This window comes from Streptomyces sp. NPDC006193 (genome assembly GCF_040613915.1).
GTDB lineage: Bacteria > Actinomycetota > Actinomycetes > Streptomycetales > Streptomycetaceae > Streptomyces.
In genome coordinates this window covers 62,711-88,422 of record NZ_JBEXTB010000015.1, presented here as the reverse complement: position 1 = coordinate 88,422, position 25,712 = coordinate 62,711, and the positions used below count along the sequence as shown (strand labels likewise).

Annotated in this window: 20 protein-coding genes and 1 tRNA gene; 7 read left to right on the top strand and 14 right to left on the bottom strand. The window is 74.3% G+C overall.

Annotated features, from left to right (window positions below; genetic code table 11):
- Positions 1 to 5: 5 nt before the first annotated feature.
- The 3 genes from tilS to dacB all read right to left on the bottom strand — a co-directional run bounded on the left by tilS (position 6) and on the right by dacB (position 4,091).
- A complete protein-coding gene (gene tilS / locus ABZ261_RS16530; protein ID WP_356859659.1) occupies positions 6 to 1,076 on the bottom strand; it encodes a tRNA lysidine(34) synthetase TilS in 1,071 nt (356 codons plus the stop codon).
- 190 nt (positions 1,077 to 1,266) lie between these two features.
- Positions 1,267 to 2,367, bottom strand: coding sequence for a zinc-dependent metalloprotease (locus ABZ261_RS16525; protein WP_356859775.1), 1,101 nt, complete (start codon positions 2,365 to 2,367; stop codon positions 1,267 to 1,269).
- 134 nt (positions 2,368 to 2,501) lie between these two features.
- Positions 2,502 to 4,091 (bottom strand): D-alanyl-D-alanine carboxypeptidase/D-alanyl-D-alanine-endopeptidase, encoded by a 1,590-nt coding sequence (gene dacB / locus ABZ261_RS16520; RefSeq protein ID WP_356859773.1) that lies wholly within the window; start codon positions 4,089 to 4,091, stop codon positions 2,502 to 2,504.
- Positions 4,092 to 4,215: 124 nt separating this feature from the next.
- Here dacB and ABZ261_RS16515 point away from each other — a divergent pair, with 124 nt between their 5' ends.
- Complete coding sequence (locus tag ABZ261_RS16515; RefSeq protein WP_356859771.1) at positions 4,216 to 4,707, top strand: inorganic diphosphatase; 492 nt, start codon at positions 4,216 to 4,218, stop codon at positions 4,705 to 4,707.
- A gap of 133 nt (positions 4,708 to 4,840) precedes the next feature.
- Positions 4,841 to 6,496 (top strand): threonine/serine exporter family protein, encoded by a 1,656-nt coding sequence (locus ABZ261_RS16510; protein ID WP_356859657.1) that lies wholly within the window; start codon positions 4,841 to 4,843, stop codon positions 6,494 to 6,496.
- Positions 6,497 to 6,504: 8 nt separating this feature from the next.
- Here ABZ261_RS16510 and ABZ261_RS16505 read toward each other — a convergent pair whose 3' ends face one another.
- From ABZ261_RS16505 to ABZ261_RS16485, 5 genes are all read right to left on the bottom strand, one after another.
- Positions 6,505 to 7,596: a VTT domain-containing protein gene (locus ABZ261_RS16505; RefSeq protein ID WP_356859655.1), complete on the bottom strand. Its 1,092-nt coding sequence runs from the start codon at positions 7,594 to 7,596 to the stop codon at positions 6,505 to 6,507.
- A 261-nt stretch (positions 7,597 to 7,857) separates the two neighbouring features.
- The gene (locus ABZ261_RS16500) at positions 7,858 to 8,622 is read right to left on the bottom strand and encodes a MerR family transcriptional regulator (protein WP_356859653.1); all 765 of its coding nucleotides are present in this window, start codon (positions 8,620 to 8,622) and stop codon (positions 7,858 to 7,860) included.
- 306 nt (positions 8,623 to 8,928) lie between these two features.
- Positions 8,929 to 9,468 (bottom strand): DinB family protein, encoded by a 540-nt coding sequence (locus ABZ261_RS16495; RefSeq protein ID WP_356859651.1) that lies wholly within the window; start codon positions 9,466 to 9,468, stop codon positions 8,929 to 8,931.
- Positions 9,469 to 9,601: 133 nt separating this feature from the next.
- On the bottom strand, positions 9,602 to 11,062 hold the full coding sequence (locus tag ABZ261_RS16490) for an aldehyde dehydrogenase family protein (protein WP_356859649.1): 1,461 nt from the start codon (positions 11,060 to 11,062) through the stop codon (positions 9,602 to 9,604).
- A gap of 96 nt (positions 11,063 to 11,158) precedes the next feature.
- Entirely contained in the window at positions 11,159 to 11,983 is an 825-nt protein-coding gene (locus tag ABZ261_RS16485; RefSeq protein ID WP_356859769.1) for a helix-turn-helix transcriptional regulator, read from the bottom strand.
- A gap of 364 nt (positions 11,984 to 12,347) precedes the next feature.
- Here ABZ261_RS16485 and ABZ261_RS16480 point away from each other — a divergent pair, with 364 nt between their 5' ends.
- The gene (locus ABZ261_RS16480) at positions 12,348 to 12,821 is read left to right on the top strand and encodes an ATP-binding protein (RefSeq protein ID WP_356859767.1); all 474 of its coding nucleotides are present in this window, start codon (positions 12,348 to 12,350) and stop codon (positions 12,819 to 12,821) included.
- A gap of 99 nt (positions 12,822 to 12,920) precedes the next feature.
- Here the strand turns inward: ABZ261_RS16480 and ABZ261_RS16475 are convergent, their stop codons facing one another.
- A complete protein-coding gene (locus tag ABZ261_RS16475; protein ID WP_356336548.1) occupies positions 12,921 to 13,139 on the bottom strand; it encodes a DUF397 domain-containing protein in 219 nt (72 codons plus the stop codon).
- 483 nt (positions 13,140 to 13,622) lie between these two features.
- Between ABZ261_RS16475 and ABZ261_RS16470 the strand changes: the two genes are divergently transcribed.
- Positions 13,623 to 14,057, top strand: a complete 435-nt coding sequence (locus tag ABZ261_RS16470; protein ID WP_356859647.1) for a hypothetical protein — start codon at positions 13,623 to 13,625, stop codon at positions 14,055 to 14,057.
- A gap of 118 nt (positions 14,058 to 14,175) precedes the next feature.
- Positions 14,176 to 14,685 carry a DUF4232 domain-containing protein gene (locus ABZ261_RS16465; protein WP_356859765.1) on the top strand — a complete coding sequence of 170 codons (510 nt, stop codon included), beginning with the start codon at positions 14,176 to 14,178 and terminating at the stop codon, positions 14,683 to 14,685.
- A gap of 28 nt (positions 14,686 to 14,713) precedes the next feature.
- Here ABZ261_RS16465 and ABZ261_RS16460 read toward each other — a convergent pair whose 3' ends face one another.
- A complete protein-coding gene (locus ABZ261_RS16460; protein WP_356859646.1) occupies positions 14,714 to 15,823 on the bottom strand; it encodes a DUF2786 domain-containing protein in 1,110 nt (369 codons plus the stop codon).
- Between the two features lie 164 nt (positions 15,824 to 15,987).
- Here ABZ261_RS16460 and ABZ261_RS16455 point away from each other — a divergent pair, with 164 nt between their 5' ends.
- On the top strand, positions 15,988 to 16,743 hold the full coding sequence (locus ABZ261_RS16455) for a Clp protease N-terminal domain-containing protein (protein WP_356859644.1): 756 nt from the start codon (positions 15,988 to 15,990) through the stop codon (positions 16,741 to 16,743).
- A 109-nt stretch (positions 16,744 to 16,852) separates the two neighbouring features.
- On the top strand, positions 16,853 to 18,544 hold the full coding sequence (locus tag ABZ261_RS16450) for a bifunctional 3'-5' exonuclease/DNA polymerase (protein WP_356859642.1): 1,692 nt from the start codon (positions 16,853 to 16,855) through the stop codon (positions 18,542 to 18,544).
- A 37-nt stretch (positions 18,545 to 18,581) separates the two neighbouring features.
- Here the strand turns inward: ABZ261_RS16450 and ABZ261_RS16445 are convergent, their stop codons facing one another.
- The 4 genes from ABZ261_RS16445 to ABZ261_RS16430 form a co-directional block, all read right to left on the bottom strand.
- Positions 18,582 to 21,794 carry a BTAD domain-containing putative transcriptional regulator gene (locus ABZ261_RS16445; RefSeq protein WP_356859640.1) on the bottom strand — a complete coding sequence of 1,071 codons (3,213 nt, stop codon included), beginning with the start codon at positions 21,792 to 21,794 and terminating at the stop codon, positions 18,582 to 18,584.
- 561 nt (positions 21,795 to 22,355) lie between these two features.
- Positions 22,356 to 22,429 (bottom strand) — tRNA-Thr (locus tag ABZ261_RS16440).
- A gap of 108 nt (positions 22,430 to 22,537) precedes the next feature.
- Complete coding sequence (locus ABZ261_RS16435; RefSeq protein ID WP_356859638.1) at positions 22,538 to 24,142, bottom strand: alpha/beta hydrolase; 1,605 nt, start codon at positions 24,140 to 24,142, stop codon at positions 22,538 to 22,540.
- Between the two features lie 202 nt (positions 24,143 to 24,344).
- Complete coding sequence (locus tag ABZ261_RS16430; protein ID WP_356859636.1) at positions 24,345 to 25,550, bottom strand: DNA polymerase III subunit delta'; 1,206 nt, start codon at positions 25,548 to 25,550, stop codon at positions 24,345 to 24,347.
- Between the last annotated feature and the right edge of the window lie 162 nt (positions 25,551 to 25,712).

The following is a 25,712-nucleotide window of genomic DNA, read 5'->3' as shown; positions in this document are numbered from 1 at the left end:
CGGATTCAGCCTTGCCGAATCACCAGTCTGCCACCCTGCCGCTGGGCGATTACCCGGCCCGGGAGATTGATGGCTCCCTGGCCGCGCCAGCCGGTGATCAGGCGGTCGACTTCCTCGATGTGGCGGGCGAACAGCGAGCCGGCCGGCGCGCCGGCCTCGATGGCCGCGCGGCGCAGGATCCGGCGGCGCACGGCGGGCGGGAGGGCGTACAGCTTGGCGCACTCCAGCAGGCCGGCGGCGTCCCGTACGGACGCCTCGGCCTGGCCCGCCCAGGCGTCCAGGGCGTCGGCGTCGTCGCGGGAGAGCTGGGCGGTGCGGGCCAGCGCCTCCACGACGCCCTTGCCGAGGGCCTTCTCCAGGGCGGGCAGGCCCTCGTGCCGGAGCCGGGAGCGGGTGTAGGAGGGGTCGGCGTTGTGCGGGTCGTCCCAGACGGGCAGGGACTGGACCATGCAGGCCTTGCGGGCGGTCTGCCGGTCGAGGTGCAGGAACGGGCGCCGGTAACGGCCGCCGGCCCCCGAGACCGCGGCCATGCCGGACAGGGAGCGGATGCCGGAGCCGCGGGCGAGGCCCAGCAGAACCGTCTCGGCCTGGTCGTCCCTGGTGTGGCCGAGGAGGACCGCGGCGGCGCCGTGGCGCTCGGCGGCGGCGTCCAGGGCGGCGTAGCGGGCGTCGCGGGCGGCGGCCTCGGGCCCGCCCGCGCGGCCGACGGTCACGGCGACCGAGTCGACCGGGTCGAGGCCGAGCTCGCGCAGTCGCAGGACGACCTCGTCGGCGCGCAGGTCGGAACCGGGCTGGAGGCCGTGGTCGACGGTGACCCCGCCGGCGCGGACGCCGAGTCGGGGGGCCTCGAAGGCGAGGGCGGAGGCGAGAGCCATGGAGTCGGCGCCGCCGGAGCACGCGACGAGGACGAGCGGGGAGGACGTCCGCCCGGCCGTCCGCCCGGCCGTCCGGCCGGGGTGCCCGCCGGGGCCGTGGCGGCCCGGGTGCGCGTCGGAGGTCTCGTGGTCGTTCAGGATGTCGTGGAGGACGCGGCGGACCGCCAGGCGTATCGCCGCGACCGCAGGATGGGGACCCATGTCCGGTTCCCTTCATGAAGTTTCCGGGGGGTGAACCCGAGACGGTCACTCAGAGTGTGTAGATGGTGACAGAAGCGGGCCGTTCCCCGAGCATTGCACGCCTACGCATGGCTCACGGTCCCTCGGACGGGTGATTGAAGGGGCGTTCGCCTGCCGTCGGCTGATTTCTTTCACGACCTCCCCGGGCCGCTCACGACTCGGCCCTGCGGTGCACCCGCGCGACCCAGTCCGCCGGTTTGGCGATCTCCGCCTTGGTGGGCAGGGTGTTGGGCGAGGTCCACACGCGGTTGAAGCCGTCCACGCCGACCTCGTCCACGACGGCCCGGACGAAGCGTTCGCCGTCCCGGTACTGCCTGAGTTTGGCGTCCAGACCCAGCAGCTTGCGCAGGGCCTGGTCGAGCCGGGAGGCGCCCTTCGCGCGGCGCTGCTGGAACTTCTCCCGGATCTCCGCGACGGACGGCACGACGCTCGGGCCGACGCCGTCCATGACGTAGTCGGCGTGCCCCTCCAGCAGGGACATCACGGCGGTCAGACGGCCGAGGATCTCGCGCTGGGCGGGGGTCTGCACCAGCTCCACGAGGGAGCGACCGCCGTCCTCCTCCTCGCCCTCGGGGCGGCCGCCGACCAGGGACTGGGCCGCGTCCCGGATGCGTTCGAGGAAGGTCATCGGGTCCACGTCGGTCTCCGCCAGGAACGACTGGATCTCGCCCTCCAGGTGGTCCCGCAGCCAGGGCACGGCGGTGAACTGCGTGCGGTGGGTCTCCTCGTGCAGGCACACCCACAGCCGGAAGTCGTGCGGGTCGACGTCGAGTTCCCGCTCGACGTGGACGATGTTCGGGGCGACGAGGAGGAGCCGGCCGCCGCCGTTCCCGCCGGCCGGCAGGTCGCGGCCGGCCGGGGCGAAGGTCTCGTACTGGCCGAGGACGCGGGAGGACAGGAACGACAGGAGCATGCCGAGCTCCACGCCGGTGACCTTGCCGCCGACGGCGCCGAAGACGGCGCTGCCCGGGCTGTCGCCCCGGCGTTCCTGCATCTTCTCCAGCAGCGGCCGCAGGATCTCCCGGAAGCCGGCGACGTTGGCGCGCACCCAGCCGGGGCGGTCGACGACGAGGACGGGGGTGTCGTGGGCCTCCTCGGCGCCCAGCCGCGTGAAGGCGCGGACGTGCTCCTCCGAGGCCTTCGCGTGCCGGCGCAGCTCCGCGACGACGGCCCTGGCCTCGTCGCGGCTGACGTCGGGGCCGGGCCGTACGAGCCGTGTCGCGGTCGCCACCGCGAGGTTCCAGTCGACCATCCCGGGAGATGCGGTGCCACCGAAGCCAGTCATGCTGTCAACCGTACGTGAGCGGTGCGGCTTCGGGCAGGGCGTGCGGGCCGGGCGGCCGACGGCCCCGGGCCCGCCCGGCGCCGGGCCGGGCGTCCGCGCCGCTACCGGCAGCCGCACCCCGCCAGCGCCGTCGCCGCCTCGTCCAGGGCCGACTGGGCCTGGGCGGCGTCCGCCGTGCCGGAGGCCAGGAAGGCGAAGGCGAGGAGGCGGCCGTCCGTGTCGACGACCGTGCCCGCCAGGCTGTTCACCCCGGTCAGGGTGCCGGTCTTGGCGCGTACGACGCCGGCCGCGCCGTCGGAGTAGCGGCTGCTCAGGGTGCCGGTGAAGGCGGCGACGGGCAGGCCGGTGAGGACGGGGCGCAGGCCGGGGCGGGCCGGGTCGCCGGCCTTGACCAGCAGAGCGGTGAGCAGGTCGGCGGTGAGCCGGTCGTCGCGGTCGAGGCCGCTGCCGTCGTGGAAGGCGGCGCCGCCCATCGGCAGGCCCAGCCCCCGCAGCTGCTTGGCGATCGCCTCGGCGCCGCCGTCGAAGCTCGCGGGCTCGCCGCTGGCCAGCGCCGTGTGGCGGGCCAGGGCCTCGGCGATGTCGTTGTCGCTGTTCGTCAGCATGCGCTCGACCAGGGCGGACAGCGGGGGCGAGGAGACGGTGGCGAGGGTCTCCGCGCGCGCGGTGGCCTTGGAGGGGCCGGGCGCGGTGGTGGTGATGCCGGCGTCCTTCAGGAAGCCCGCGAACCTGGCCGCCGCGTCGGAGGCCGGGTCGCTCACGCGCGGCGCCGGGCCGCCGGCGGAGCCGTCGGTGCGGCCCTCGTCGACGGTCAGGGCGCTGACCGGGGCGATGTTGTCGTTGACGCCGATGGGGTGCAGGGCGGGGCCGGTGTAGAGGGTGGCGTCGTAGGAGAGGGTGATCCTGCGGATGCCGCGCCGGCGGAGGGCCTCGGCGGTGTCCGCCGCCAGGCGGCGCAGGCTCGCCCAGCCCTCCCCGGACCCGGCCGCGCCCGGGCGGGCGGAGTCCCCGGCGCCGCGGTGCGCGGTGAGGGTGGGGTCGCCGCCGCCGACCAGGACGAGTTCCCGGGTGTCGGGTTCGAGGGCGGCGCGGGTGGTGAGGCGGTGGTCGGGGCCGAGGGCGGACAGGGCGGCCGCCGCGGTGGCGATCTTGGTGGTGGAGGCGGGGGTGAGGGCCTTGCCGGAGCCGTCGCCGTACAGGCGGGCGCCGGTCGCGACGTCCACGACGGCCGCCGCGTGGCTGTCGCCGAGCGCCGGGGAGTCCAGGACGGGCTCCAGGACCTCCGTGAGCGGCTTCCCGTCCGGGGCGGCCCTCTTGGTGCCGACGGCCGCGGTGGCGTCGCCCAGGCCGGTCAGGACGGGCGGGGCGCTCGGCGCGGGCCGGGCCGCCCCGGCGGCGGCGCCGGAGCGACCGTGATCTGCGCCACCCGACCGCTGGAGAGCGGCGGCCCGGTTCCGCTCGGCCGTACGCTGACCGTTGGCGTCCCAGGGACCGGCGACGGTCACCACGCCGGCGGCCAGCGCCAGGCCGGCGGTGGCGGCGCCCGCGGTGTACTGCCAGGTCCTGACGGTCAGCGGACGGGGGAGGTGGGCAGGCCCGAGCCGTACGGCCCTCAGCCGCGCGATCCGCGGCCCGGCGGCCGCCACGGCGCGCGCCAGACGCGGTCGTACGGCGCTCGCGATCCGCACCATCTGCGGTCTCGCGGCCCGCCAAGGCCTCAGCTCTGGCACGACCACCAGCCCCTTTCGCGATCACACACCTGCGTGAGGGACACTTAACCACCAGAACTATGTGCTGATCATGGAGGAGCCACCGGTGGAGTTCGACGTCACGATCGAGATCCCGAAGGGTTCGCGGAACAAGTACGAGGTGGACCACGAGACCGGTCGGATCCGCCTGGACCGTCGCCTCTTCACCTCGACCGCCTACCCGACCGACTACGGCTTCGTCGAGAACACCCTCGGCGAGGACGGCGACCCGCTGGACGCGCTGGTCATCCTGGACGAGCCGACCTTCCCGGGCTGCCTCATCCGCTGCCGCGCCATCGGCATGTTCCGCATGACGGACGAGGCCGGCGGCGACGACAAGCTGCTGTGCGTCCCGGCCACCGACCCCCGCGTGGAGCACCTGCGCGACATCCACCACGTGTCGGAGTTCGACCGCCTGGAGATCCAGCACTTCTTCGAGGTGTACAAGGACCTGGAGCCCGGCAAGTCGGTCGAGGGCGCCAACTGGGTCGGCCGCACGGAGGCCGAGGCGGAGATCGAGCGGTCGTACAAGCGCTTCAAGGAGCAGGGCGGCCACTGAGCCCGGCCGCCGGGAACGGGCCGCACGCGGGTGCGTGCGGCCCGTTTCGCATGTGCGCACGCGGTGCGGACCGCCCGGGTGGCTGTGCGCATACTGAGGCCAAGGGAACGTGTGGTGCAGGGAGCGGTGCGAAGTGACGGAGACGGAGGAGCACAAGCCCCGGTCCGACGAGGCGCGGTGGGACCCGGAGATCACGTCCGAGTTCGCCGTCCCGCAGGGTCTCGACGTCCCCCGGGCCGGCGGTGAGCCGGAGACGACCTCCGAGTTCGCGGTGCCGGAGGGGCTTCAGACGCCGCAGCCGCCGAGCGCCGAGCCGGAGGGGTCGGCGTTCAGCACGCCGAGCACCTACAGCGCCCGGAGCGCCCCGGCCGCGTTCACGCCGGCCGCCGGGGCGCCGCTGGTCAGCCTGGTCAAGGACGCGCCGTGGCAGGACCGGATGCGCACGATGCTGCGCATGCCGGTGGCCGAGCGGCCGGCGCCGGAGCCGGTGCAGCGGGTGGAGGAGGGCGGTCCGGCCGTCCCGCGCGTGCTGGACCTGACCCTGCGCATCGGGGAGCTGCTGCTGGCGGGCGGCGAGGGCGCGGAGGACGTGGAGGCCGCGATGTTCGCGGTGTGCCGGTCCTACGGCCTGGACCGGTGCGAGCCGACCGTCACCTTCACGCTGCTGTCGATCTCGCACCAGCCGTCCCTGGTGGAGGACCCGGTGACGGCGTCCCGGACGGTGCGGCGGCGGGGCACCGACTACACGCGCCTGGCGGCCGTGTTCCGGCTCGTGGACGACCTGACGGACCCGGAGACCCACGTCTCGCTGGAGGAGGCCTACCGGCGCCTGGCGGAGATCCGCCGCAACCGGCACCCGTACCCCGGGTGGGCGCTGACGCTGGCGAGCGGGCTGCTGGCCGGTGCGGCCTCCGTGCTCGTCGGCGGCGACTCGATCGTGTTCCTCGCGGCGGCGGTCGGCGCCATGCTCGGCGACCGGCTGGCGTGGCTGTGCGCGGGCCGCGGGCTGCCGGAGTTCTACCAGTTCACGGTGGCCGCGATGCCGCCCGCCGCGATCGGGGTGGCGCTGACGCTGGCGCACGTGGACGTGAAGGCGTCGGCCGTGATCACCGGCGGGCTGTTCGCGCTGCTGCCCGGGCGGGCGCTGGTGGCCGGCGTGCAGGACGGGCTGACGGGCTTCTACATCACCGCGTCGGCGCGGCTGCTGGAGGTCATGTACTTCTTCGTCGGCATCGTCGTCGGGGTGCTGGTCGTCCTGTACTTCGGCGTGAAGATCGGCGGCGAGCTGAACCCGGACGCGGCGCTGGGCATCTCCGAGCGGCCGCTGGTCCAGATCGGGGCGTCCATGCTGCTGTCGCTGACCTTCGCGGTGCTGCTCCAGCAGGAACGTTCCACCGTGCTGTGGGTGACCCTGAACGGGGGCGTCGCCTGGTCGGTGTACGGCGCGATGCATTCCGTGGGCGACATCTCGGCGGTGGCCTCCACGGCCGTGGCGGCGGGGCTGGTGGGGCTGTTCGGGCAGCTGCTGTCGCGGTACCGGTTCGCCTCGGCGCTGCCGTACACGACGGCGGCGGTCGGGCCGCTGCTGCCGGGGTCGGCGACCTACTTCGGGCTGCTGTCCATGGCGCAGAACGAGATGGACAAGGGGCTGGTGTCGCTGGCCAAGGCCGCGTCGCTGGCCATGGCCATCGCCATCGGGGTCAACCTGGGGTCGGAGATCTCCCGGCTGTTCCTGCGGGTCGGCTCAGCGGGCAAGCGCCGGGCCGCCAAGCGGACCAGGGGGTTCTGAGCGGTCCGTCAGCGGCTGCGGTGGTCGTAGGGGGGCTGCTCCGGGTCGTACCGGCCGTCGCCGTACTGGTCGGCGCCGTACTGGTTGGTGCCGTACTGGTCACCGTTGTACTGGTCACCGTTGTACTGGTCACCGCCGTACTGGTCACCGCCGTACTGCTGCCGGCCGTACTCGTCCTGGCCGTACTGCTGCCGGCCGTACTGCTGGTTCCCGCTGTACTGCTGCTGCTGGTACTGCTGCTGCGGGTACTGCTGCTGGTACTGCTCGTGCGGGTACTGCTGCTGGTCGTAGGACCGGTCGTCGTGGCCGCCCTGGTCCCAGTGCTGCTGCTGCCGGGGGTGCTGGTACGGCTGCTCCGGCTCGATGCGGCGCAGCCTGGTCGTGGCGTCGTCCATGACCGGGGGCTGCGGCTGGTACGGCTGCTCCTGGTGGGCGCCCCGGTGCTGCTGCGGGGCCTGCGCAGCCGACTGCTCGGCCTTCTTGTTCTTGCCGCGGGCCCGCAGGAACTCGATCGCGATCGGGATCACGGAGACGAGGACGATCAGGATGAGGATCGCCTCGATGTTCTTCTTGACGATCTCGATGTTGCCGAGCCAGGAGCCGAGCAGGGTGACGCCCGCGCCCCACAGGACGCCGCCGATGACGTTGAAGGTCAGGAACGAGCGGTAGCGCATGCCGCTGACGCCCGCGATGATCGGCGTGAACGTGCGCACGATGGGCACGAAGCGGGCCAGGACCAGCGACTTCGGGCCGTACTTCTCGAAGAACTCGTGCGCCTTGGTGACGTTCTCCTGCTTGAACAGCCGGGAGTCCGGGCGGTTGAACAGGGACGGGCCGACCTTCTTGCCGAACATGTAGCCCGCCTGGTCGCCGAGGACCGCGGCGAGGCAGATGAGGGCGATGGCCCCCCACAGCGGGAAGTCCAGCTGATCCGAGGTGATCAGCAGGCCGCAGGTGAACAGCAGCGAGTCACCCGGCAGGAAGAAGCCGATGAGCAGGCCGGACTCGGCGAAGACGACGAGCAGCAGACCCCAGATGCTGTAGGTGTCGAGCAGGTAGTTGGGATCCAGCCAGCTCGGGCCGAGGGCGAGTGTCATCACGGGTCCGGGCTCCTGAGGGTGAAAGCGGCTACGGCGTCACGGCGTCCATGTACGGCCGCACAAAGCTATCAACGTGAGGGGACCGCCCCGGGTTTCACCGGCGTCTTCCGGCGCCCTGCGGGGCGACCGGTAGGAAACCGTGACCCAGGTGACCGCTGTGACCGCTGTGACCCGGAAGCCGCGGCGGCCGGAGCCGCGCCCGCACCGGCCCGGACGTGCGCCCCGGGGGCGCGTCCGGGCCGGGACGCCGTGCGCGAGAGGTCAGGACGCCGTGTGCCGTGCCGCGTTGGCGAGGATGGCCTCCCTCAGGTGCTCGGCGAGACCGGCGCCCAGGGAGTCGTAGTACGCCTTGAAGCGCTCGTCGGAGACGTACATCTCGGCGAGGCAGCGGTGCATCTCGTACGGGCAGTCGTAGTACCACCTGCTGATGTGCTGCCGGTGCTCCTCGGCCATGGCCGTGGCGGCCTCCCCGGCCGGCGGCTCACCGGCGGACACCAGGGCGGCGTACCGCTCGCTCCAGTCGTCGACCTCGGCCTTGATGCGCCGCCAGTCCTCCTTGGTGTAGCGGGCGGCGCGGCGCTGCGACTCGGCGTACGCCTCGGTGCCGCCCCAGCGTTCCTCGGCCTCCTCCCGGTACTGCTCGGGGTCCTTGTCCCCGAAGACCTCGAACCTCTCCTCCGGCGTGAGGTTGATGCCCATCGTGCGTGCCTCCATGGCGTGCTCCACGGCCGCGGCCATCTTCTGGAGCTTCTCGATCCGGGCGGTCAGCAGTTCGTGCTGGCGGCGCAGGTGCGCGCGCGGGTCCGCGTCCGGGTCGTCGAGCAGGGCCGCGACCTCGTCGAGCGGGAAGCCGAGCTCCCGGTAGAACAGGATCTGCTGGAGCCGGTCGAGGTCGGCGTCGGTGTAGCGCCGGTGCCCGGCGTGGGTGCGCCCGCCGGGCACCAGCAGGCCGATCTCGTCGTAGTGGTGCAGGGTGCGCACCGTGATGCCGGCGAACCCCGCGACCTGTCCCACGGAGTAGCTCACGTTCCGCTCCTTCGGTCGGTACGCGCTCCACGCTGAGGCCTCACGCCACGTGAGGTGCAAGCCGCATCTCCTCGGATGCTCCGCCCCCTGCTGCCGCTGATCCTGCCCCCCTGCTGACCGGTGCCGTGTGCGCCCTGCCGTACCTGCCGGTGAGCGGAGCGGCGAGCGGTCGCAGCGGGTGCCGTGGGCCGGCCGGCCGGACGCGCCGGGGGCGGGCCGGTACTGGTGGTGCGGATGCCGGTGGTGCGGATGCCGGCCGTCGCCGCAGCAGGCGGCCGGCTCCTCGGCGGGGGCCGTGCGGCTGGGCTACCCGGCCTGTTCCATCGCCACCAGCTCGAACGCGGTCCTGCCGTCCAGGCACTCGCGGATGATGTCGGCGTGGCCGGCGTGCCGGGCCGTCTCGCGGATCAGGTGCAGACACAGCCAGCGCAGCGAGACACGGCCCTCCGGCGGGAACCACGGGTCGGGCGGCAGCGGGAAGGTGTCGTCCAGGCTGGGCGCGGACCGGATCAGGTCCTCGGTCCCGGCGGCCACCTGCTCCCAGTACCGCAGGCACGAGGCCACCGTCTCGTCGCCGATCAGCTGGAAGGTCTCGTGCCAGTTCGACTCGTCCCGCCGCACCGCCGGCGGCTCCTCCTTGGCCCGCGCCAGCCAGCTCTGCTCCACCTCGGCGACGTGCTTGAGCAGGCCCCCCAGGGACAGCTCGCTGGCGCACGGACGGGTCCGGGCCTGCTCCTCGGTCAGGCCGAGCAGCGCCCGGCGGATGCCGCCGCGCTGTTCGTCCAGGAAGGCCAGCAGCGCCCCCCGCTCGTCGCCCTCCGCTTCCGCCGGAACGTGCATGACCATGGCGTGCCGCCTCTCCTCGGGTCGTTCGCCGGGTTGGGTTCCCCCGACACCGACCACGCTAGGAGCTATCGCGGTCAGGGACTGTCCGCAATGGACCGGCGCCACGGAGGAGCACCGCGCAAGCGCGAGGCGGTCAGAACGGGAACCCGCTGCGGCCGTGCTGCACCGAGATCCACTTGACCGTGGTGAAGGCCTCCAGCGTCGTCTCGCCGTTGAGGCGGCCGATGCCGGAGTGCTTCTCGCCGCCGAACGGCACGAGCGGCTCGTCGTGGACGGTGCCGTCGTTCACGTGGAACATGCCGGTGTCGATCCGCTTGGCGAAGGCCACGCCCCGCTCGACGTCCCCCGTGTGGACGGCGCCGCTGAGGCCGTACGGCGTGTCGTTGACGATCCGGACCGCCTCGTCCTCGCCGTCGAACGGGACGAGGAAGACGACCGGGCCGAAGACCTCCTGCCGCAGCAGCGCCGAGTCGGCGGGGAGGCCGGTCAGCACGGTGGGCTCGACCAGGTTGGCGGTCGTGGCACCGCGCACCAGGGCGGTGGCGCCTTCGGCGAGCGCCTGTTCGACGGTGTTCGACAGGGCGGTGGCCTGCGTGGAGTTGATCACCGGGCCGATGACGGTCTCCGGGTCGCGCGGGTCGCCGACCTTGAGGGTGCGGACCTTGGCGACGAACTTCTCGGTGAACTCCTCGGCGACGGAGCGGTCCACGAGGACCCGGTTGGCGGCCATGCAGACCTGTCCCTGGTGCACGAACCGGCTGAAGACCGCCGCGTCGACCGCGTAGTCGACGTCGGCGTCGTCCAGCACCACCAGCGCGCTGTTGCCGCCCAGTTCGAGGACCGAGCGCTTGAAGTTCCGGGCGCAGACGGTGGCGACGTGCCGGCCGACCTTGTCCGAGCCGGTGAAGGAGATGACCTTCGGCACCGGGTGCTCGATGAACGCGTCGCCGATCTCGGCGATGTCGGTGACGACGACGTTGAGCAGGCCGCCGGGCAGCCCGGCCTCCTCGAAGATCTTCGCGAGCAGGGTGCCGCCGGCGATCGGGGTGTTCTGGTGCGGCTTGAGCACCACGGCGTTGCCGAGCGCGAGGGCGGGCGCGACCGACTTCAGCGACAGCAGGAAGGGGAAGTTGAACGGGCTGATCACACCGACGACCCCGACCGGCACCCGGTAGACGCGGTTCTCCTTGCCGTCGGTCGGGGAGGGCAGGATCCTGCCCTCGGGGCGCAGCGCGAGGTGGATCGACTCGCGCAGGAACTCCTTGGCGAGGTGCAGTTCGAAACCGGCCTTCACGCGCGTGCCGCCCAGTTCCGCGATGATCAGCTCCGCTATCTCCTGCTCGCGGTCCTCTATCAGCCTGAGCGCCCGCTCGAAGACCGCCCGCCGGGTGTAGGGGTTGGTCTCGGCCCACCGCTCCTGGGCGCGGGCGGCGGCCCGGTAGGCCTCGTCCACCTCGTCGACGGTGGCCACCGTGATCGAGGCCAGCTTCTCGTCGTCGTAGGGATTGAAGTCGATGACGTCCCAGGAGCCGGTGCCCGGGCGCCACTCGCCGTCGATGTACTGCTGGGCCAGGTCGGTGAAGTAGGACGACATGTGAACCCTCAATCGCTAGCGGACACCAGATCTGCGCATGTCTGATCTGCCGTCATCCTACGTGCGACACAAGGGAGTTGAGTGGGTCGGATGTGGTCAGGAGAGCTGCAGCAGACCGCGGAGCACGTCCCGGCTCTCGTCCGGGCCGGGGCTGTCCTGCTGCAGCTCCTTCAGGGCCTGCTCGTACTGGGCGACGTCCTCGCGCTTGTCCAGGTAGAGGGCGCTGGTCAGCTGCTCCAGGTAGACCACGTCGGACAGGTCCGCGTCGGGGAAGCTGAGGATGGTGAAGGCGCCGCTCTCACCGGAGTGGCCGCCGAAGCTGAACGGCATGACCTGCAGCCGCACGTTGGGCCGCTCGGAGATGTCGATCAGGTGCTGGAGCTGGCCGCGCATCACCTCGCGGTCGCCGTAGGGGCGGCGCAGGGCGGCCTCGTCCAGGACGATGTGCAGTTCGGGGGCGTTGTCGGAGAACAGGCGCTTCTGCCGCTCCAGGCGCAGCGCGACGCGCCGCTCGACGTCGGCGGAGCCGGCGCCCCTCATGCCGCGCCGGACCACCGCGCGGGCGTACTCCTCGGTCTGCAGCAGGCCGTGCACGAACTGCACCTCGTAGACGCGGATCAGCGAGGCGGCGCCCTCCAGGCCGACGTAGGTGGGGAACCAGCTGGGCAGCACGTCGGTGTAACTGTGCCACCAGCCCGCCACGTTGGCCTCCCGGGCGAGGGACAGCAGTGACTCGCGCTCGGCCTCGTCGGTGATGCCGTAGAGGGTCAGCAGGTCCTCGACGTCTCTGGTCTTGAAGCTCACCCGGCCCAGCTCCATCCGGCTGATCTTCGACTCCGAGGCGCGGATCGAGTACCCCGCCTTCTCGCGCGTGATCCCGCGCGCTTCACGCAGCCGCCTGAGTTGCGAGCCGAGCAGCATCCGCCGCACCACCGATCCGGGCTCTCCCGCGCTCACTTCGTCAGCCTCCCCAACCGTCTCCAGGGGCCGCAGTCTGCCATCAAAACACTTCGAGCAGTACTCGTACGGTTACGGAAACGGAAAGAGGTCGGCCGCTTCCGCCGGGTCATGACCTGGAAAGGTCGGGACCTTTGACGACAAGCATCGTGAAGATGGCAGAAAAAATGGCCAAGAAGCGGTACGGGAAGGTGTATTTCGGTCGCGTGCACGTGCATCTGCCCTTGCATCTGCCCTACGCATCCGAAACCATGGTGCCGCGCCACCGCTGCATCGCAACGACCGCGAACACCCGGGAGTGCCTCGCATGGGGACGAATGGATCGACCATGCTCAAGCCGTTACGGCAGGGCCTTCCGCCGCTGGATCCCGCGGCCGTGTCCGATGCCGCCTCCTGCCTCCTGCCCGCCCGGTACGAGGCGGTGCGCGAGGCCCGGCGCTTCACCCGCGGCACCCTGGACCAGTGGGACGTCGGCGACCGCTTCGACGACATATGCCTCGTGGTGTCCGAACTCGCCACCAACGCGCTGCGGCACGCCCTGCCGGCCGCCCACGGCCGCGGCGGCGAGCAGAGCGCGTCCGTGCGGCTGCAGCTGATGCGCTGGGCCGACCGGCTGGTGTGCGCCGTGCGGGACCCGAGCCACGAGACGCCGGTCCCGGGCGACTCGGACGACTTCTCCGCCGAGTCGGGGCGCGGGCTGGTCCTGGTCGACTCCTTCGCCGACAGCTGGGGCTGGCACCCGCTCGCGGGCGGCCTCCAGGGCAAGGTGGTCTGGGCGATGTTCCGGCTCCGGGCGGGCTGAACCGCCACCGCGCCGCAGGACGCCCGCCCCGCCCGGCGGCCGGCCGCCGCGGGGCCCGACAACGTTGCCGACGGTCGGCCGCCCGCCCTGCGCCAGGGGTCAGCTCGCCACCAGGTGGTCGAACTCGCCGTCCTTGACACCGAGGAGCATCGCCTCGATCTCCGCCCGCGTGTAGACGAGCGCCGGACCGTCCGGGAAGCGCGAGTTGCGCACGGCGACCTCGCCGCCCGGCAGCCGCGCGAACTCCACGCACGAGCCCTGCGAATTGCTGTGCCTGCTCTTCTGCCAGGCCACTCCGTCCAGCTGCGTGGCAGCCATGCCGTTGTACACGTCGTACCCCCCGTACACGCCGTCAGCGTCGCGGTCCACAGGTCGCTCCCCGGTGGTGCACTGGCTGGTGTGGCCATGGATGCTCTGGTCAACTGACCCGGATCATAACCCCGTTCACCTGCATATGCATGAGCAGATGCACGTGCACGGGGAGTGGTGCCGCAGTTACAGCCTTGACGTCCGCTTTACCCAGCGGCCGTGCACCGGCTAGGACGCACAGCGCGGCCTTCCTGTTCCAGCCGGGCGACGATCGGGCGGCCCGTGCGCGCAGGCAGGCGCGCCCGGAGTCCGGCGGAGTCCCGGCCAGCGGCTGGTAGCTTGCGCTGCGGGCCGCCCGGCGACGGCGGCCGGGCCGCTACAGCTTGGGAGCTTCCGGTGACTACGGCGACTGCTTCGGCGCGTGGATCGGGGACCGTCCGGGCGGCGGCCCCACGGGGGCGGGCCCCGGCACTGACGGCGGGACTGGTGGGTGTGCTGGCGCTGACGGCCTGCGGTGGTGGCGGCTCCGGCGCCGGGCACCGCCCCTCGGCGGCGCCCGGCACGGCCACGGCCGCCCCCGCGCGCACCGCCTCCCCGGTCCTGACCGGTGCGGCCGCCGAGCTGCAGGGAAGCTGGGTCACCACCGGGAAGGGCGCGATCGTGGCCCTGGTCGTCTCCGGCGGGAAGGCCGGCGTCTTCGCGACCGGCGGGACCGTGTGCAGCGGTACCGCGGACGCCGAGGACGGCGTGCGGACGCTCCGTCTGACCTGTGCCGACGGCAGCAGGGAGCGGACCGTCGGCAGGGTCGACTCGGTGACCGCCGGGAGGCTGGAGGTGACCTGGTCGGGCGGAGCCGGCCGGGAGACGTACACCAAGGCGGCGGGCGGAAGGCTGCCGTCGGCGCCGGCGACCCACACGATCCGGTGAATCCGGCACGGCGTGCGCGCCGGTCCCGGGCGGCGCGAGCGCAGGGCCGCGTGAACGGCCCCCGCGCGCAGGGGCGATGATGCAGGGGCACCGTCACCACGTGGACAGGGACCTGCTCATGCGCGCCATTCCGCTCACCGTCACCGCCCTCGCCGCCGCCCTGCTGCTGACCGCCTGCGACGACGGCGGAAGCAACAGCAAGGGCGGCAAGGGCTCGGCCTGCGAGATCGGCGGGGTCTCCGTGCAGATCGGATCGGCGAGCGTCGCGCCGGCCGCCGGGGACACCGGGGAGATCCCCGTCAGCATCACCAACCAGAGCGCGCCCTGCACCCTGGACCGCTTCCCGGGGGTCGTGCTGGACACCGGCGCCGCGGACGCCGCCGTGCCCGTCCTGGCGGGCGCGAAGGCGCAGAAGCTGAAGCTCGCCAAGGGCGACTCCGCGTCGTTCTCCATCGGTTACGTGCGCGGCGCGGACGGCGGCGGGAAGAGCCTGGCGGCGAAGACCGTGAAGATCAGCCTGCCCGGTTCCTCCGCCACCCGCTCCTTCCCGTGGTCGTACGGCCCCGTCGCCGCCAAGGGGAAGGGACCGGACGCCTCGGTCAGCGCGTTCCGGCAGGCCGGCGACTGAGGGATCGGTGCGCGGGCCCGCCGGGCGCTCACTCGAGCCGCGGGCGGGCCGCGACCTGCGCCCGGTCCGCCGCGCGGGCGCCCTCGGTCCAGCCCTCGGCGTCGCTGACCCCCCGCAGCCGGGTCGTGGTGGTCTGCGGGAACATGCGCTCCAGCCGGCCCGCGACGGCCGCCTCGCGCGTGGCCAGCACCGGAAGCAGGTCCTGGGTCACCTGGGCCCCGGCGGCCGCCGCGAGCCGGTCGCCCACGCGGTGCGCGTAGGCCGCGAGGAACGACTGCCGGAAGGTCTTGGTGCGCTTGCGGCCGCCGGCCCGCTGGAGCGCCTCGGCCCGGGTCATCGCGTGCGTGGCCTGCACCAGCAGCGAGGTGTAGAGCAGCTCGACCGCCTCCAGGTCCGCCTCGAAGCCGACGACCGTGGAGAAGCCGAACGGTTCGTTCCACACCGCGCGGCAGTGGTTGGCGGTGGCCACCGCGTCCAGCAGGACCGCCTTGGCCTGCTCGTACGGCGGTTCGACCCCGATGCGGCAGGCGCCGGGGGCGTCCGGGGCGGGCGCGCCGGCGGCGAGCAGCGCCTCGTCGACGCTGTGCCGGGCCATCAGCTCCTGCGCCTTGGCGCTGAGGGCCTCCGCCTCCTCCGGGTAGCCGGTCGCCTCGGCCTTGGCGAGCAGGGCGCGGATGCGGGTCAGCATGCGGGAGGCGCCCGGACCGGGTGCCCGGCGCCGCTCCTCCTCCAAGGGCTCCAGCGCGGGGAGGCGGAGCAGCAGCCGGTACACCTCCAGGACGGCCGTGGCGTGCGAGAACCGGTCGGCCCCGCGTCCCGGCTCCGCCGGCAGGGCCTCCAGCTGGGCGGCCCAGCGGCGCCCGCGCGGGCGGTCCCGCCCGGCCTGCGCCCTGATCAGCTCGGACACCAGGCCCACGTGCACGTCGTCCAGCTCCCGCCGCACCAGCCGCACGACGTCCGCGGGCTGCCAGCCGCGACGCCAGGCCGCCGCCACGAGATCCTCGCCGCGCCGCGCGAGCTCGGCGTCCGCGGCCGGGTCGGCGGCGAGCAGGGAGGCGCCGGTGTCGAGCCCGGTGTCGGTGTCGTCGTGGAGGGCGGCCCGGAAGGCCCGCTCGACGGTGCTGGCAGTGCTGGTCACGCTGTCGATCGTGCCATGCCGCGCGGACAGTCGGGCGCGGCCGTCCACAGGCTGTGGACAACGAGCGGGCTCGCCGGCTGCGGGGCCGGCGGAGCCGTCGGACGGCACGGAGGAGTGTCAACCATCGGTTGACACCCCTGGGGGCGCAACCTAGGGTTGACACCATGGCGACCAACCCGAACATCACGGCATCCGTGCGCCTCGACGACCTCATCGAGGCCATCAAGAAGGTCCACACCGAGCCCCTGGACCAGCTCCAGGACGCGGTCATCGCGGCGGATCACCTCGGCGACGTGGCCGACCACCTCATCGGGCACTTCGTCGACCAGGCGCGCCGCTCCGGCGCGTCCTGGTCCGACATCGGCCGGAGCATGGGGGTGACCCGGCAGGCGGCGCAGAAGCGGTTCGTGCCCAAGGAGTCCGCCGACCTGGACCCCGGCCAGGGCTTCAGCCGCTACACCCCCCGCGCGCAGAACGTGGTCATGGCCGCGCACAACGAGGCGCTGGCCGCCCGCAACACCGAGGGCAGGCCCGAGCACCTGGTCCTCGGGCTGCTGGCCGAGCCGGAGGGACTGGCGGCGAAGGCGATCACCGCGCAGGGCGTCACCCTGGACGCCGTACGCGGGGCCGCGACCGCCGCGCTGCCGCCCGCCGCCGACGACGTGCCCGAGCTCGTCCCCTACGGCCCCGAGGCCAAGAAGGTCCTGGAGCTCACCTTCCGCGAGGCGCTCCGGCTCGGCCACAACTACATCGGCACCGAGCACGTCCTGCTCGCCCTGCTGGAGCACGAGAACGGCCAGGGAGTCCTCAGCGGCCTCGGCGTCACCAAGGCCGGCACCGAGGAGTACGTCGGGAAGGTCCTGGCGGTGCTGCTGGAGAAGAAGGCCGGGACGGGCGACGGGGGCGACGGGACGGAGTGAGCCGCAGGACGGCGGGCCCGGTGTGACCGCGATCCGGCGCGGAGCCGCCGGCCACGGGTGGAACCGCGGGCCGGGGCGATTGTCAGACCCTCCTGCCAGACTCGTCGGCATGACCGACCGGTGGGCGCTCGCGCCGGCCGAGGACGGCGGCGTGGACGTCGCCCCCCTCGGCCCGGACGGGCTGCCCGCCGGACCGGTGCGGCGGGAGAGCGATCTCGCCGGGGCGGTGCGGAGCCGCCCGGAGGTGACGCGCTGGGTGTGGCGGTCGACCGCCGAGGTCTACCCGCGCCTGCTCGCCACGGGGGTGCGAGTGGAGCGGTGCTACGACGTCGAGGGCGCCGAGACACTCCTGCTGGGCCACGAGGGGCGGTACGGCGAGCCGCGTTCGGCCGCCGCCGCCCTGGCCCGCCTCCGCGGCGGACCCGTGCCGCCCGATCCGCCGCAGCGCGCGGCCGAACCGGGCGGCCAGCCCCCGCTGTTCGAGCCCGCCGGCGCCCGCCTGCCGCTGCCCGACCTGCTCGCGGTGCACGCCGAGCAGCTGCGGCGGCACGAGAGGACCGCGCACCCCGACCGGATGCGGCTGCTGACCGCCGCCGAGTCCGCGGGCATGCTGGTGGCCGCCGAGATGAACCACGCGGGCCTGCCCTGGAGCGCCGAGGTCCACCGCGGCCTGCTGCACGACCTGCTCGGCGAGCGGTACGCGGGCGGCGGCGAGCCCCGCCGCCTGGCCGAGCTCGCCGACCAGGTGTCCGCGGCCTTCGGCCGCCGGGTGCGGCCCGACCTGCCGGCCGACGTCGTCAAGGCCTTCGCGCAGGCCGGGATCAAGGTGAAGTCCACCCGCCGTTGGGAGCTCCGGACCGTCGACCACCCCGCCGTCGAGCCCCTGCTGGAGTACAAGAAGCTGTACCGCATCTGGGTGGCCCACGGCTGGTCCTGGCTGCAGGACTGGGTCCGCGACGGCCGCTTCCGCCCCGGGTTCCTCGCCGGCGGCACGGTCACCGGACGCTGGGTGACCAACGGCGGGGGCGCCCTGCAGATCCCCAAGGTGCTCCGCCGGGCCGTGGTCGCGGACCCCGGCTGGCGGCTGGTCGTGGCCGACGCCGACCAGATGGAGCCGCGCGTGCTGGCCGCGATCTCCCGCGACCCCGGCCTGATGGAGGTGGCCGGCCGCGAGAGCGACCTCTACCAGTCCGTCTCCGACCGGGCCTTCTCCGGCGACCGGAACCAGGCCAAGCTCGCCGTGCTCGGCGCGGTCTACGGCCAGACCTCCGGCGACGGCCTGAAGAACCTCGCCGCGCTGCGCCGCCGCTTCCCGAAGGCCGTCGCCTACGTCGACGAGGCGGCCCGCGCGGGCGAGGAGGGCAGGCTCGTGCGCACCTGGCTGGGCCGCACCTGTCCGCCGCCCGCCGTGCAGGGCGAGGAGGACGCGGCGGAGGAGGCGGGCGTCCCGGCCGCACACGACGACGACACCGGGGCGCACGCCTGGGTCCCCGGCTACGCCTCCACCGACGCCCGCGCGCGGGGCCGCTTCGCGCGCAACTTCGTCGTGCAGGGCAGCGCCGCCGACTGGGCGCTGCTGCTGCTCGCCGCGCTGCGCCGGGCCTGCGCGCCGCTGCGGGCCGAGCTGGTCTTCTTCCAGCACGACGAGGTGATCGTGCACTGCCCGGCCGAGGAGGCCGACACCGTCGTCCGGGCCGTCCGCGAGTCCGCCGACCTCGCCGGCCGGCTGACCTTCGGTCAGACCCCGGTGCGGTTCCCGTTCACGACGGCCGTGGTGGAGTGCTACGCCGACGCCAAGTGAGCCGGTTCGCGCACCGGCGGGTTCCCCGGCCGGCCGATCAGCCGGCCGAGCCGGCCGAGCCGTCGTCGAGCAGGGTCCGCAGCTGTGCCAGGACGGCCTGCTCGTCGGTGCCGTCCAGCGCCGCGAGGGCCGCGCGCCAGGCGTCGTACGCCTCCGCGTGCCGCCCCTGCTCGCGCAGCAGCAGCCCGTGCTGGTGCAGCGCGAGCCCGCCCATGTAGCGGTCGGTGCGGGCTTCCGCCCGGCGCAGCAGTTCGGCGCACTCCCCGGCCGCCCGTTCGGTCCGTCCCAGCCCGCGCAGCGCGCGGACCAGGCCGAGCCGGGTCTGGGACTCGCCGTGCCAGTCGCCGTGGCCGCCGAGGATGCGCAGGCTCTCCTCGAAGTGCCGGGCGGCGGCGGCCGGCTCGCCGAGGGTGAGATGGGCGTAGCCGATGTTGCAGTGCGCCGAGTGCTGCACGATGACCGCGCCGATCGCGTCCCCGATCGCGAGCGAGCGCCGGTGCTGCTCGATGGCGGCGCGCGGATCGGTGTGCTCGTAGAGGTTGCCGAGGTGGCTGTGGGTGACGGCCTCGCCGTAGGGGTCGTTCAGCAGCCGTGAGTACGCGAGGCTCTGCCGCAGCGCCTCCTCCGACTCCTCGAACCGGCCGAGCCCCTCCAGGAGCAGCCCGCGGTTGTTGAGGCAGCGCCGGATCCGGGACGCCGTGCCGAGCCGCCGCCAGATCTCCAGGGCCCGGTCGGTGAGGGCGAGGGCGTCGTTCTGCCGGCCGGTCAGGAAGTGCAGGCCCGCGAGGTCGCCGAGCGCGTACGCCTCGGCCGCCGGGTCCTCCAGGCGCCGGGCCGCGGTGAGCGCCGCCCGCCCCAGCACCTCCATCTCGGCGACCCGGCCGCTGCGCTGCACGTACGGGAAGAGCAGCCGGACGAGCGCCGAGAGCGCCGCTGCCGTGGGCACGTCGTCGGCGCCGGCGTTCCGCTCCACCAGGGCGACGACGTTCTCCAACTCCACCTCGCCCCAGGCGAAGGCCTCCTCGGCCGACTCGAAGGGCGGCAGCGCCGCCACGTCCGCCGCGTGCCCGGCGGGCTGCGCGGCGGTGGGCCGCCGCCGGTCGTCCAGGTCGAGCCCCGGCTCCACGACCACCGCCAGCACCCGCTCGGCCACGGCGGCGTACCACCGCAGGGCGATGCGGTCGGCCGACTCGGCGCCCGCGCCCTGCCCGGCGGCCCCCTCGGCGCCCGTGCCCTGCCCGGCGGTCCCCTCGGCGGCCGGGGCCGGTCCGGACGCCCTGCCGGCGTCCGCGAGTTCGCGGGCGAAGTCGCGGACCAGGTCGTGGGGGGCGTACCGGCCGTACGCCGTCTCCTCCAGGAGGGCGACGTCGACCAGGCGGTCCAGCGCGGCCTCGGCGCGGCGTTCGTCCGTGCCGGTGAGGCGGGCGACGAGGGGGGCGCCGTAGGTGGGCAGGTCGAGCGCGCCGATGTGGCGCAGGGCCGAGGCGGCGTCCCGGTCGGCCTGGCGTTCGGCGGCGGCCAGCGCGTCGTGGGCGACGGCCAGGGAGCGCCGGACGCTCAGGTCGTCGTACTCGAGGTGGTGCAGCCGCCCGCCGGTGGCGGCGAGTTGGCCGGCCAGGACCTCCGGGGTGAGGGCGCTGCGCGCGGCGAGCCGGGCGGCGACGACACGCAGCGCCAGCGGCAGCCGGCCGGTCAGCTCGACCAGGGCGTGGCCGGCGTCCAGCCCTTCGCGTCCGCTCACCGCGCGCAGCAGCGCCGCACTGTCCTCGCCGGTCAGCGGGCGGAGCGGGAAGCGCCGGGCGCCGTCGAGGGCGGTCAGCGGCGAACGGCTGGTGACGATCACCGCGCAGCCGGACCCGGCCGGCAGCAGGGGCCGCACCTGAGCCGCGTCGGCCGCGTCGTCCAGGACCAGCAGGATGCGGGCCGGGGCGAGCAGCGACCGGAGCAACGCGGCCGCCGCGTCCGGGTGTTCGGGGATGTTCTTGGGCTCGGCGCCGAGGTCCCGCAGGAGTGCGGCGAGCGCCTGCGCGGCGGTGAGCGGGGTCATGCCGGGGGTGGCGCCGTGCAGGTTGACGTAGAGCTGGCCGTCGGAGAAACGTTCACGCAGCTCATGGGCGACGTGCAGCGCCAGCGCGCTCTTGCCCACGCCCGCCATACCGCTGATCACGGCCACGGCGGGCGCCGGGGCGGGCGGTTCGGTCAGCGCCCGGCGCAGCGCCCGGCGCACGTCGGTGCGGCCGGTGAAGTGGGCGGGCGGGGCCGGGAGCTGGGCCGGGCGCGGGGTGTGCAGCGGGGCCTGGCGGTCGCCGTCGTCCGGGGCAGCGGGAGCGGCGTCGTCGCCGGCGGCGCCGGCCACCCGGCTGTCCCGCCGCGGCTGTCGCGCGTCGTCACCGGCCGGCCCCGGGCCGCCGGGAGTCTGCTGCCGTCGCTGCTCCGCGCCCCGCAGCACCTCGACGTGTGCCTCCTGGACCGCCGGGCCGGGCTCGACGCCGAGTTCCTCCACCAGGCGGGCCCGCAGGTCGCGGTGGACGGCGAGGGCCTCGGCCCGGCGGCCGGCGCGGTGCAGGGCGAGCATGAGCTGACGGTGGTACGCCTCGCGCAGCGGATGCTCGGCGACCAGCGCCGCGAGTTCGGGGACCAGCGCGGCCGGCCGCGGCCCGCCCAGGGCGAGTTCGGCGTCGTAGCGCCACTCCAGCAGCAGCAGCCGGGCCTCCGCAAGGCGCTGCACCAGGGCGTAACCGCCGAAGCCGGCGGGCAGCCCGCCGAGCGGGGCGCCCCGCCACAGCGCGAGCGCGGCGGTGCAGGCGCGGACGACGCCCGGCCAGTCCCGCCGGGCGTGCGCGGCCCGCGCCTCGGCGACCCGGGCGTCGAAGACGTGCACGTCCAGCTCGCCGTGGTCGACGCGCAGCACATAGCCCGGCGGCACGGCCCTGAGCCGCTCGGGGTCGTCCAGCAGCCGGCGCAGCCGGGTGACGTGGTTGTGCAGGGAGGCCTGCGCGGAGACGGGCGGCGCGCCGCCCCACAGCGCGTCCTTCAGCGACGCGACCGAGACGACCCGGCCGGGCTCCAGCAGCAGTGCGGCGAGCAGCGCGCGGACCTTGGGGCTGCCGATGGCCCGGACGCCGTCGTCGCGGGCGTCGTCACCGGACGGCGGGGGTGTCCGGGAGGCGTCGTACGCGACCGCGTACGGCGGCCGGTCGTAGAGGACCGGCGGTCCCAGCAGTCCGAACCGCAGCTCGCACCGCCGCATCACGCCGCCTCACTGCCTTCCCGCGCGGTCGGGGCCGACCGTGCTCCGCGGCGGGTGTGCGCCCGCCGTCGCCTGGCGGATATCCGCCCTGTCCGAGGCGGTTCCCCGCCACCCTCCGTCCGGCGGCCCGACCCGGAACCGGCCGTCCCACGGGCCTCTTCCCGCTGCCGCCGGGCAACTTCCGGACGGACGGCCCGCAGGCTCACCGACGAACCATTGGCCACATGTTAGCGATCCGTTGGTGAACCCTGATGTGATCATTCCATCGGATCCGGCCCGTCGGTGCGCGCGTATGTCGCGTAACTCGGGGGAGTGTCGCCGCCGGCTGGGTCCGGGGACGTGCAGGGCCCCGGCCGTCGGAGGTGAACGGCCGGGGCCCCGTCCCGCACCCCTCTCCCGCCGCTTCCCCTGCGGGCCTCCGCGCACCGCGGGACGACTCCGCGCGCCGCCCCGCTCGACGTTTCGCGCACCCCTGCCGGTCACCCACGGCCGGCGCCGCCGCCCGCGTGCCCGTACGACAGAACCCCAGGCCGGACGAGGTCCGACCTGGGGTCCCAGGAGAGCCGCTTTCGGGATTCGAACCCGAGACCTACGCATTACGAGTGCGTTGCTCTGGCCATCTGAGCTAAAGCGGCGCGCTGTCCGCACCATGGTGCGATCAGCAACGTCGGTAAGTCTACACAGTTTCCGGGGGTGCTTCGCACCCGCCCCGGAGCGGGCGGCTCCGGGGCGGGCCGTGGGGTCTACGAGCACCGCTTCCCGGCGGCCGGCGGGGTGCCCCGCAGGAGGTAGGCGTTGATCGCCGAGTCGACGCAGGCGCTGCCGCGGCCGTAGGCGGTGTGGCCGTCGCCGTCGTAGGTCAGCAGACGGCCGGAGGAGAGCTGGCGGGCCAGCGACTGCGCCCAGCGGTACGGCGTCGCCGGATCGCGGACCGTGCCGACCACCACGATCGGCGCCGCGCCCTTCGCCTCGATGCGGTGCGGCTCGCCCGTCGCCCTCACCGGCCAGTACGCGCAGTTCAGCGAGGCCCACGCGAGGCCGGGACCGAAGACCGGGGACGCCTTCGCGAAGGCGGGCAGCGACCTCTCCACTTCTTCGGGGCCGGTGAAGGCGGGGGGCAGGTCCAGGCAGTTCACGGCGGCGTTGGCCATCATCAGGTTGCTGTAGCGGCCGCTCGCGTCCCGCTCGTAGTAGCTGTCGGCGAGGGCCAGCAGGCCGGCGCCGTCGTTCTTCCTCATGGCCGAGGTCAGCGCCTTGCGCAGCTGCCCCCACGACCCCTCGTCGTACATCGCCGCGATCACCCCGGTGGTGGCCAGCGACTCCCCCAGCCTGCGGCCCCGCGCGCCGGCCGCCGGTACCGGACGGGCGTCCAGCTTCCGGAAGAACGCCTTCAGGCGGTCGCCGACCCGGGCGGGCGTCGTGCCCTTCCCGCCGAGCGGGCAGTCGGCGTGCCGTACGCAGTCCCTCGCAAACGCCTGGAACGCCGTCTCGAAGCCCGCCGTCTGGTCCAGGGTCAGGGTGCGGGCGTCGAGGGACGGGTCCATCGCGCCGTCCAGGACCATCCGCCCGACCCGCTCGGGGAACAGCCCGGCGTAGGTCGCCCCGAGGAACGTCCCGTAGGACGCCCCCACGTAGTTCATCCTGCGGTCGCCGAGGACCGCCCGCAGGATGTCCATGTCCCTCGCCGCCTCGACGGTGGAGACGTGCCGCAGCAGCCGCGCCGAGCGGGCCCCGCAGCTCTCCGCGAACTGCTGGACGGCGGAGACCAGCGCGGACCGCTCCCGCTGGTCGTCGGGGGTCAGGTCGGTCTGCGTGTACGCGTCCATCCGGGGCCCGTCGAGGCACTGAACGGGCTCGCTGCGGGCGACGCCCCGCGGGTCCACCGCGACCATGTCGTAGCGGGCCCGGACCTGGGCCGGGTAGCCGATGCCCGCGTACTGCTGGAGGTAGCCGACCGCCGAGCCGCCCGGACCGCCGGGGTTGACCAGCAGCGAACCCAGGGGCCTGCCCTTCCCCGTGGCCTTCTTGCGGGCGACGGCGAGCCGCACGGAGCCCGCGCCGGGTCTGGCGTAGTCCAGCGGCGCCTTCATCGTGGCGCACTGGAAGCCGGGCACGCCGCAGCCGCGCCAGTGCAGGCGCTGGCCGTAGTACGGCGTCAGCGCCGACGGCGTGGACCTCGGCAGCGCGGCCAGCGCCGCGTCCACCGTCCCGCTCCCCGGCGTACCGGGACTCACGGCGGAGCAGGCGGACACGAGCAGGGCGGCGGCCGTGACGAAGGCGGCCGTGAGACGGGCCGTCGCCCGGGTGGGGATGTCGCGGAACCGGCGGAGGGGTGGCCTGGTGTGCATCGGACGAGCGTAACGCTGAGCGACCGATCGGATGCGTACCGTCGGAAGCGTGGCTCGTACGGGGGACACGGGCGGTGCGCCCGGCCGGGCTCCGGGCCTTCGCGTCGCGGTCATGAGACGCCTCCCTTCCTGCCCGCGGCGGGCCGTCCCCCGCTTCCTGTCGGCGGCGGGCCGTCCCCCGCTTCCCGTCGGCGGCGGGCCGTCACCCCGCCCGGAGCGCCATCGTCATCGCCTCCACCGCCAGCAGCGGGGCCACGTTGCGGTCCAGCGCCTCGCGGCACGCGGCGATCGCCTCGATGCGGCGGAGGGTGGACTCCGGGGTGCTGGCGCGGGCCAGCCGCTCCAGGGCGTCCTCGGCGTCGGTGTTGGCGATCGCCACGCGGGTGCCGAGCTGGAGGGCGAGGACGTCGCGGTAGAAGGCGGTCAGATCGCCGAGGGCTACGTCGAGGCTGTCGCGCTGGGTACGGGTTCTGCGGCGCTTCTGCATGTCCTCGAGGTCCTTCATCACCCCGGCGGTGCCGCGCGGCAGCCGGCCGCCCTGGGCCGCGCCGAGCGCCGCCTTCAGCTCCTCGGTCTCCTTGCCGTCCACCTCTTCGGCGAGCTGCTTGGCGTCCTCGGCCGCCGCGTCGACCAGCTCCTGGGCGGCCTTCAGGCAGGCGCCGACCTCGTCCAGCCGCAGGGGCAGCTTCAGCACGGCGGCGCGGCGCTCGCGGGCCGCCGGGTCGGTGGCCAGACGGCGGGCCCGGTCGACGTGCCCCTGGGTGGCGCGCGCGGCGGCGACCGCCACACCGGGCTCGATGCCGTCCCTGCGGACCAGCATGTCGGCGACCGCCTCGACCGACGGCGTGCGCAGGTTCAGGTGCCGGCAGCGGGAGCGGATCGTCGGCAGGACGTCCTCGACGGAAGGGGCGCACAGCAGCCAGACCGTGCGGGGGGCGGGCTCCTCGACGGCCTTGAGGACGGCGTTGGCGGACTTCTCGTTCAGCCGCTCGGCGTCCTCCACCAGGATGATCTGCCAGCGGCCGTTCGCCGGGGAGGTGAACGACTTGCGGACGGTGTCCCGCATGTCCTTGACCAGGATCTCCGCGCCGACCGCCGCGACCGTCGTGACGTCCGCGTGGGTGCCGAGCAGCGCGGTGTGGCAGCCGTCGCAGAAGCCGCAGCCGGGCGCCCCGCCGAGGGCGCGGTCGGGGCTCACGCACTGCAGGGCCGCGGCGAAGGCCCGCGCCGCCTGGTTCCGGCCCGCGCCCGGCGGGCCCGTGAACAGCCAGGCGTGCGTCATCTTCGACGCCTCGGGCAGCGGCTCGTCCGCCGCGGCGGCCGTGACCAGGGCGTCGGCGTCCTGCGCGGCGGCCTCGAGCACCGCGCTCACCTTCTCCTGCCCGACGAGGTCGTCCCACACGGTCATGGGTCACGCCGCCCTTCCGTCGCACTCCGCGTTCCGGCTTCCATTGTGGGGGCGGCCACTGACAGCGCGGGGCGCAGGTGCTCGCGCGGCCACCGGGCCGGGCGGCGCCGCGGTGGGCTCCGGCCCGGCGGGAGAGCGTGAGGGGAGCGGGGCGGGAGGAGC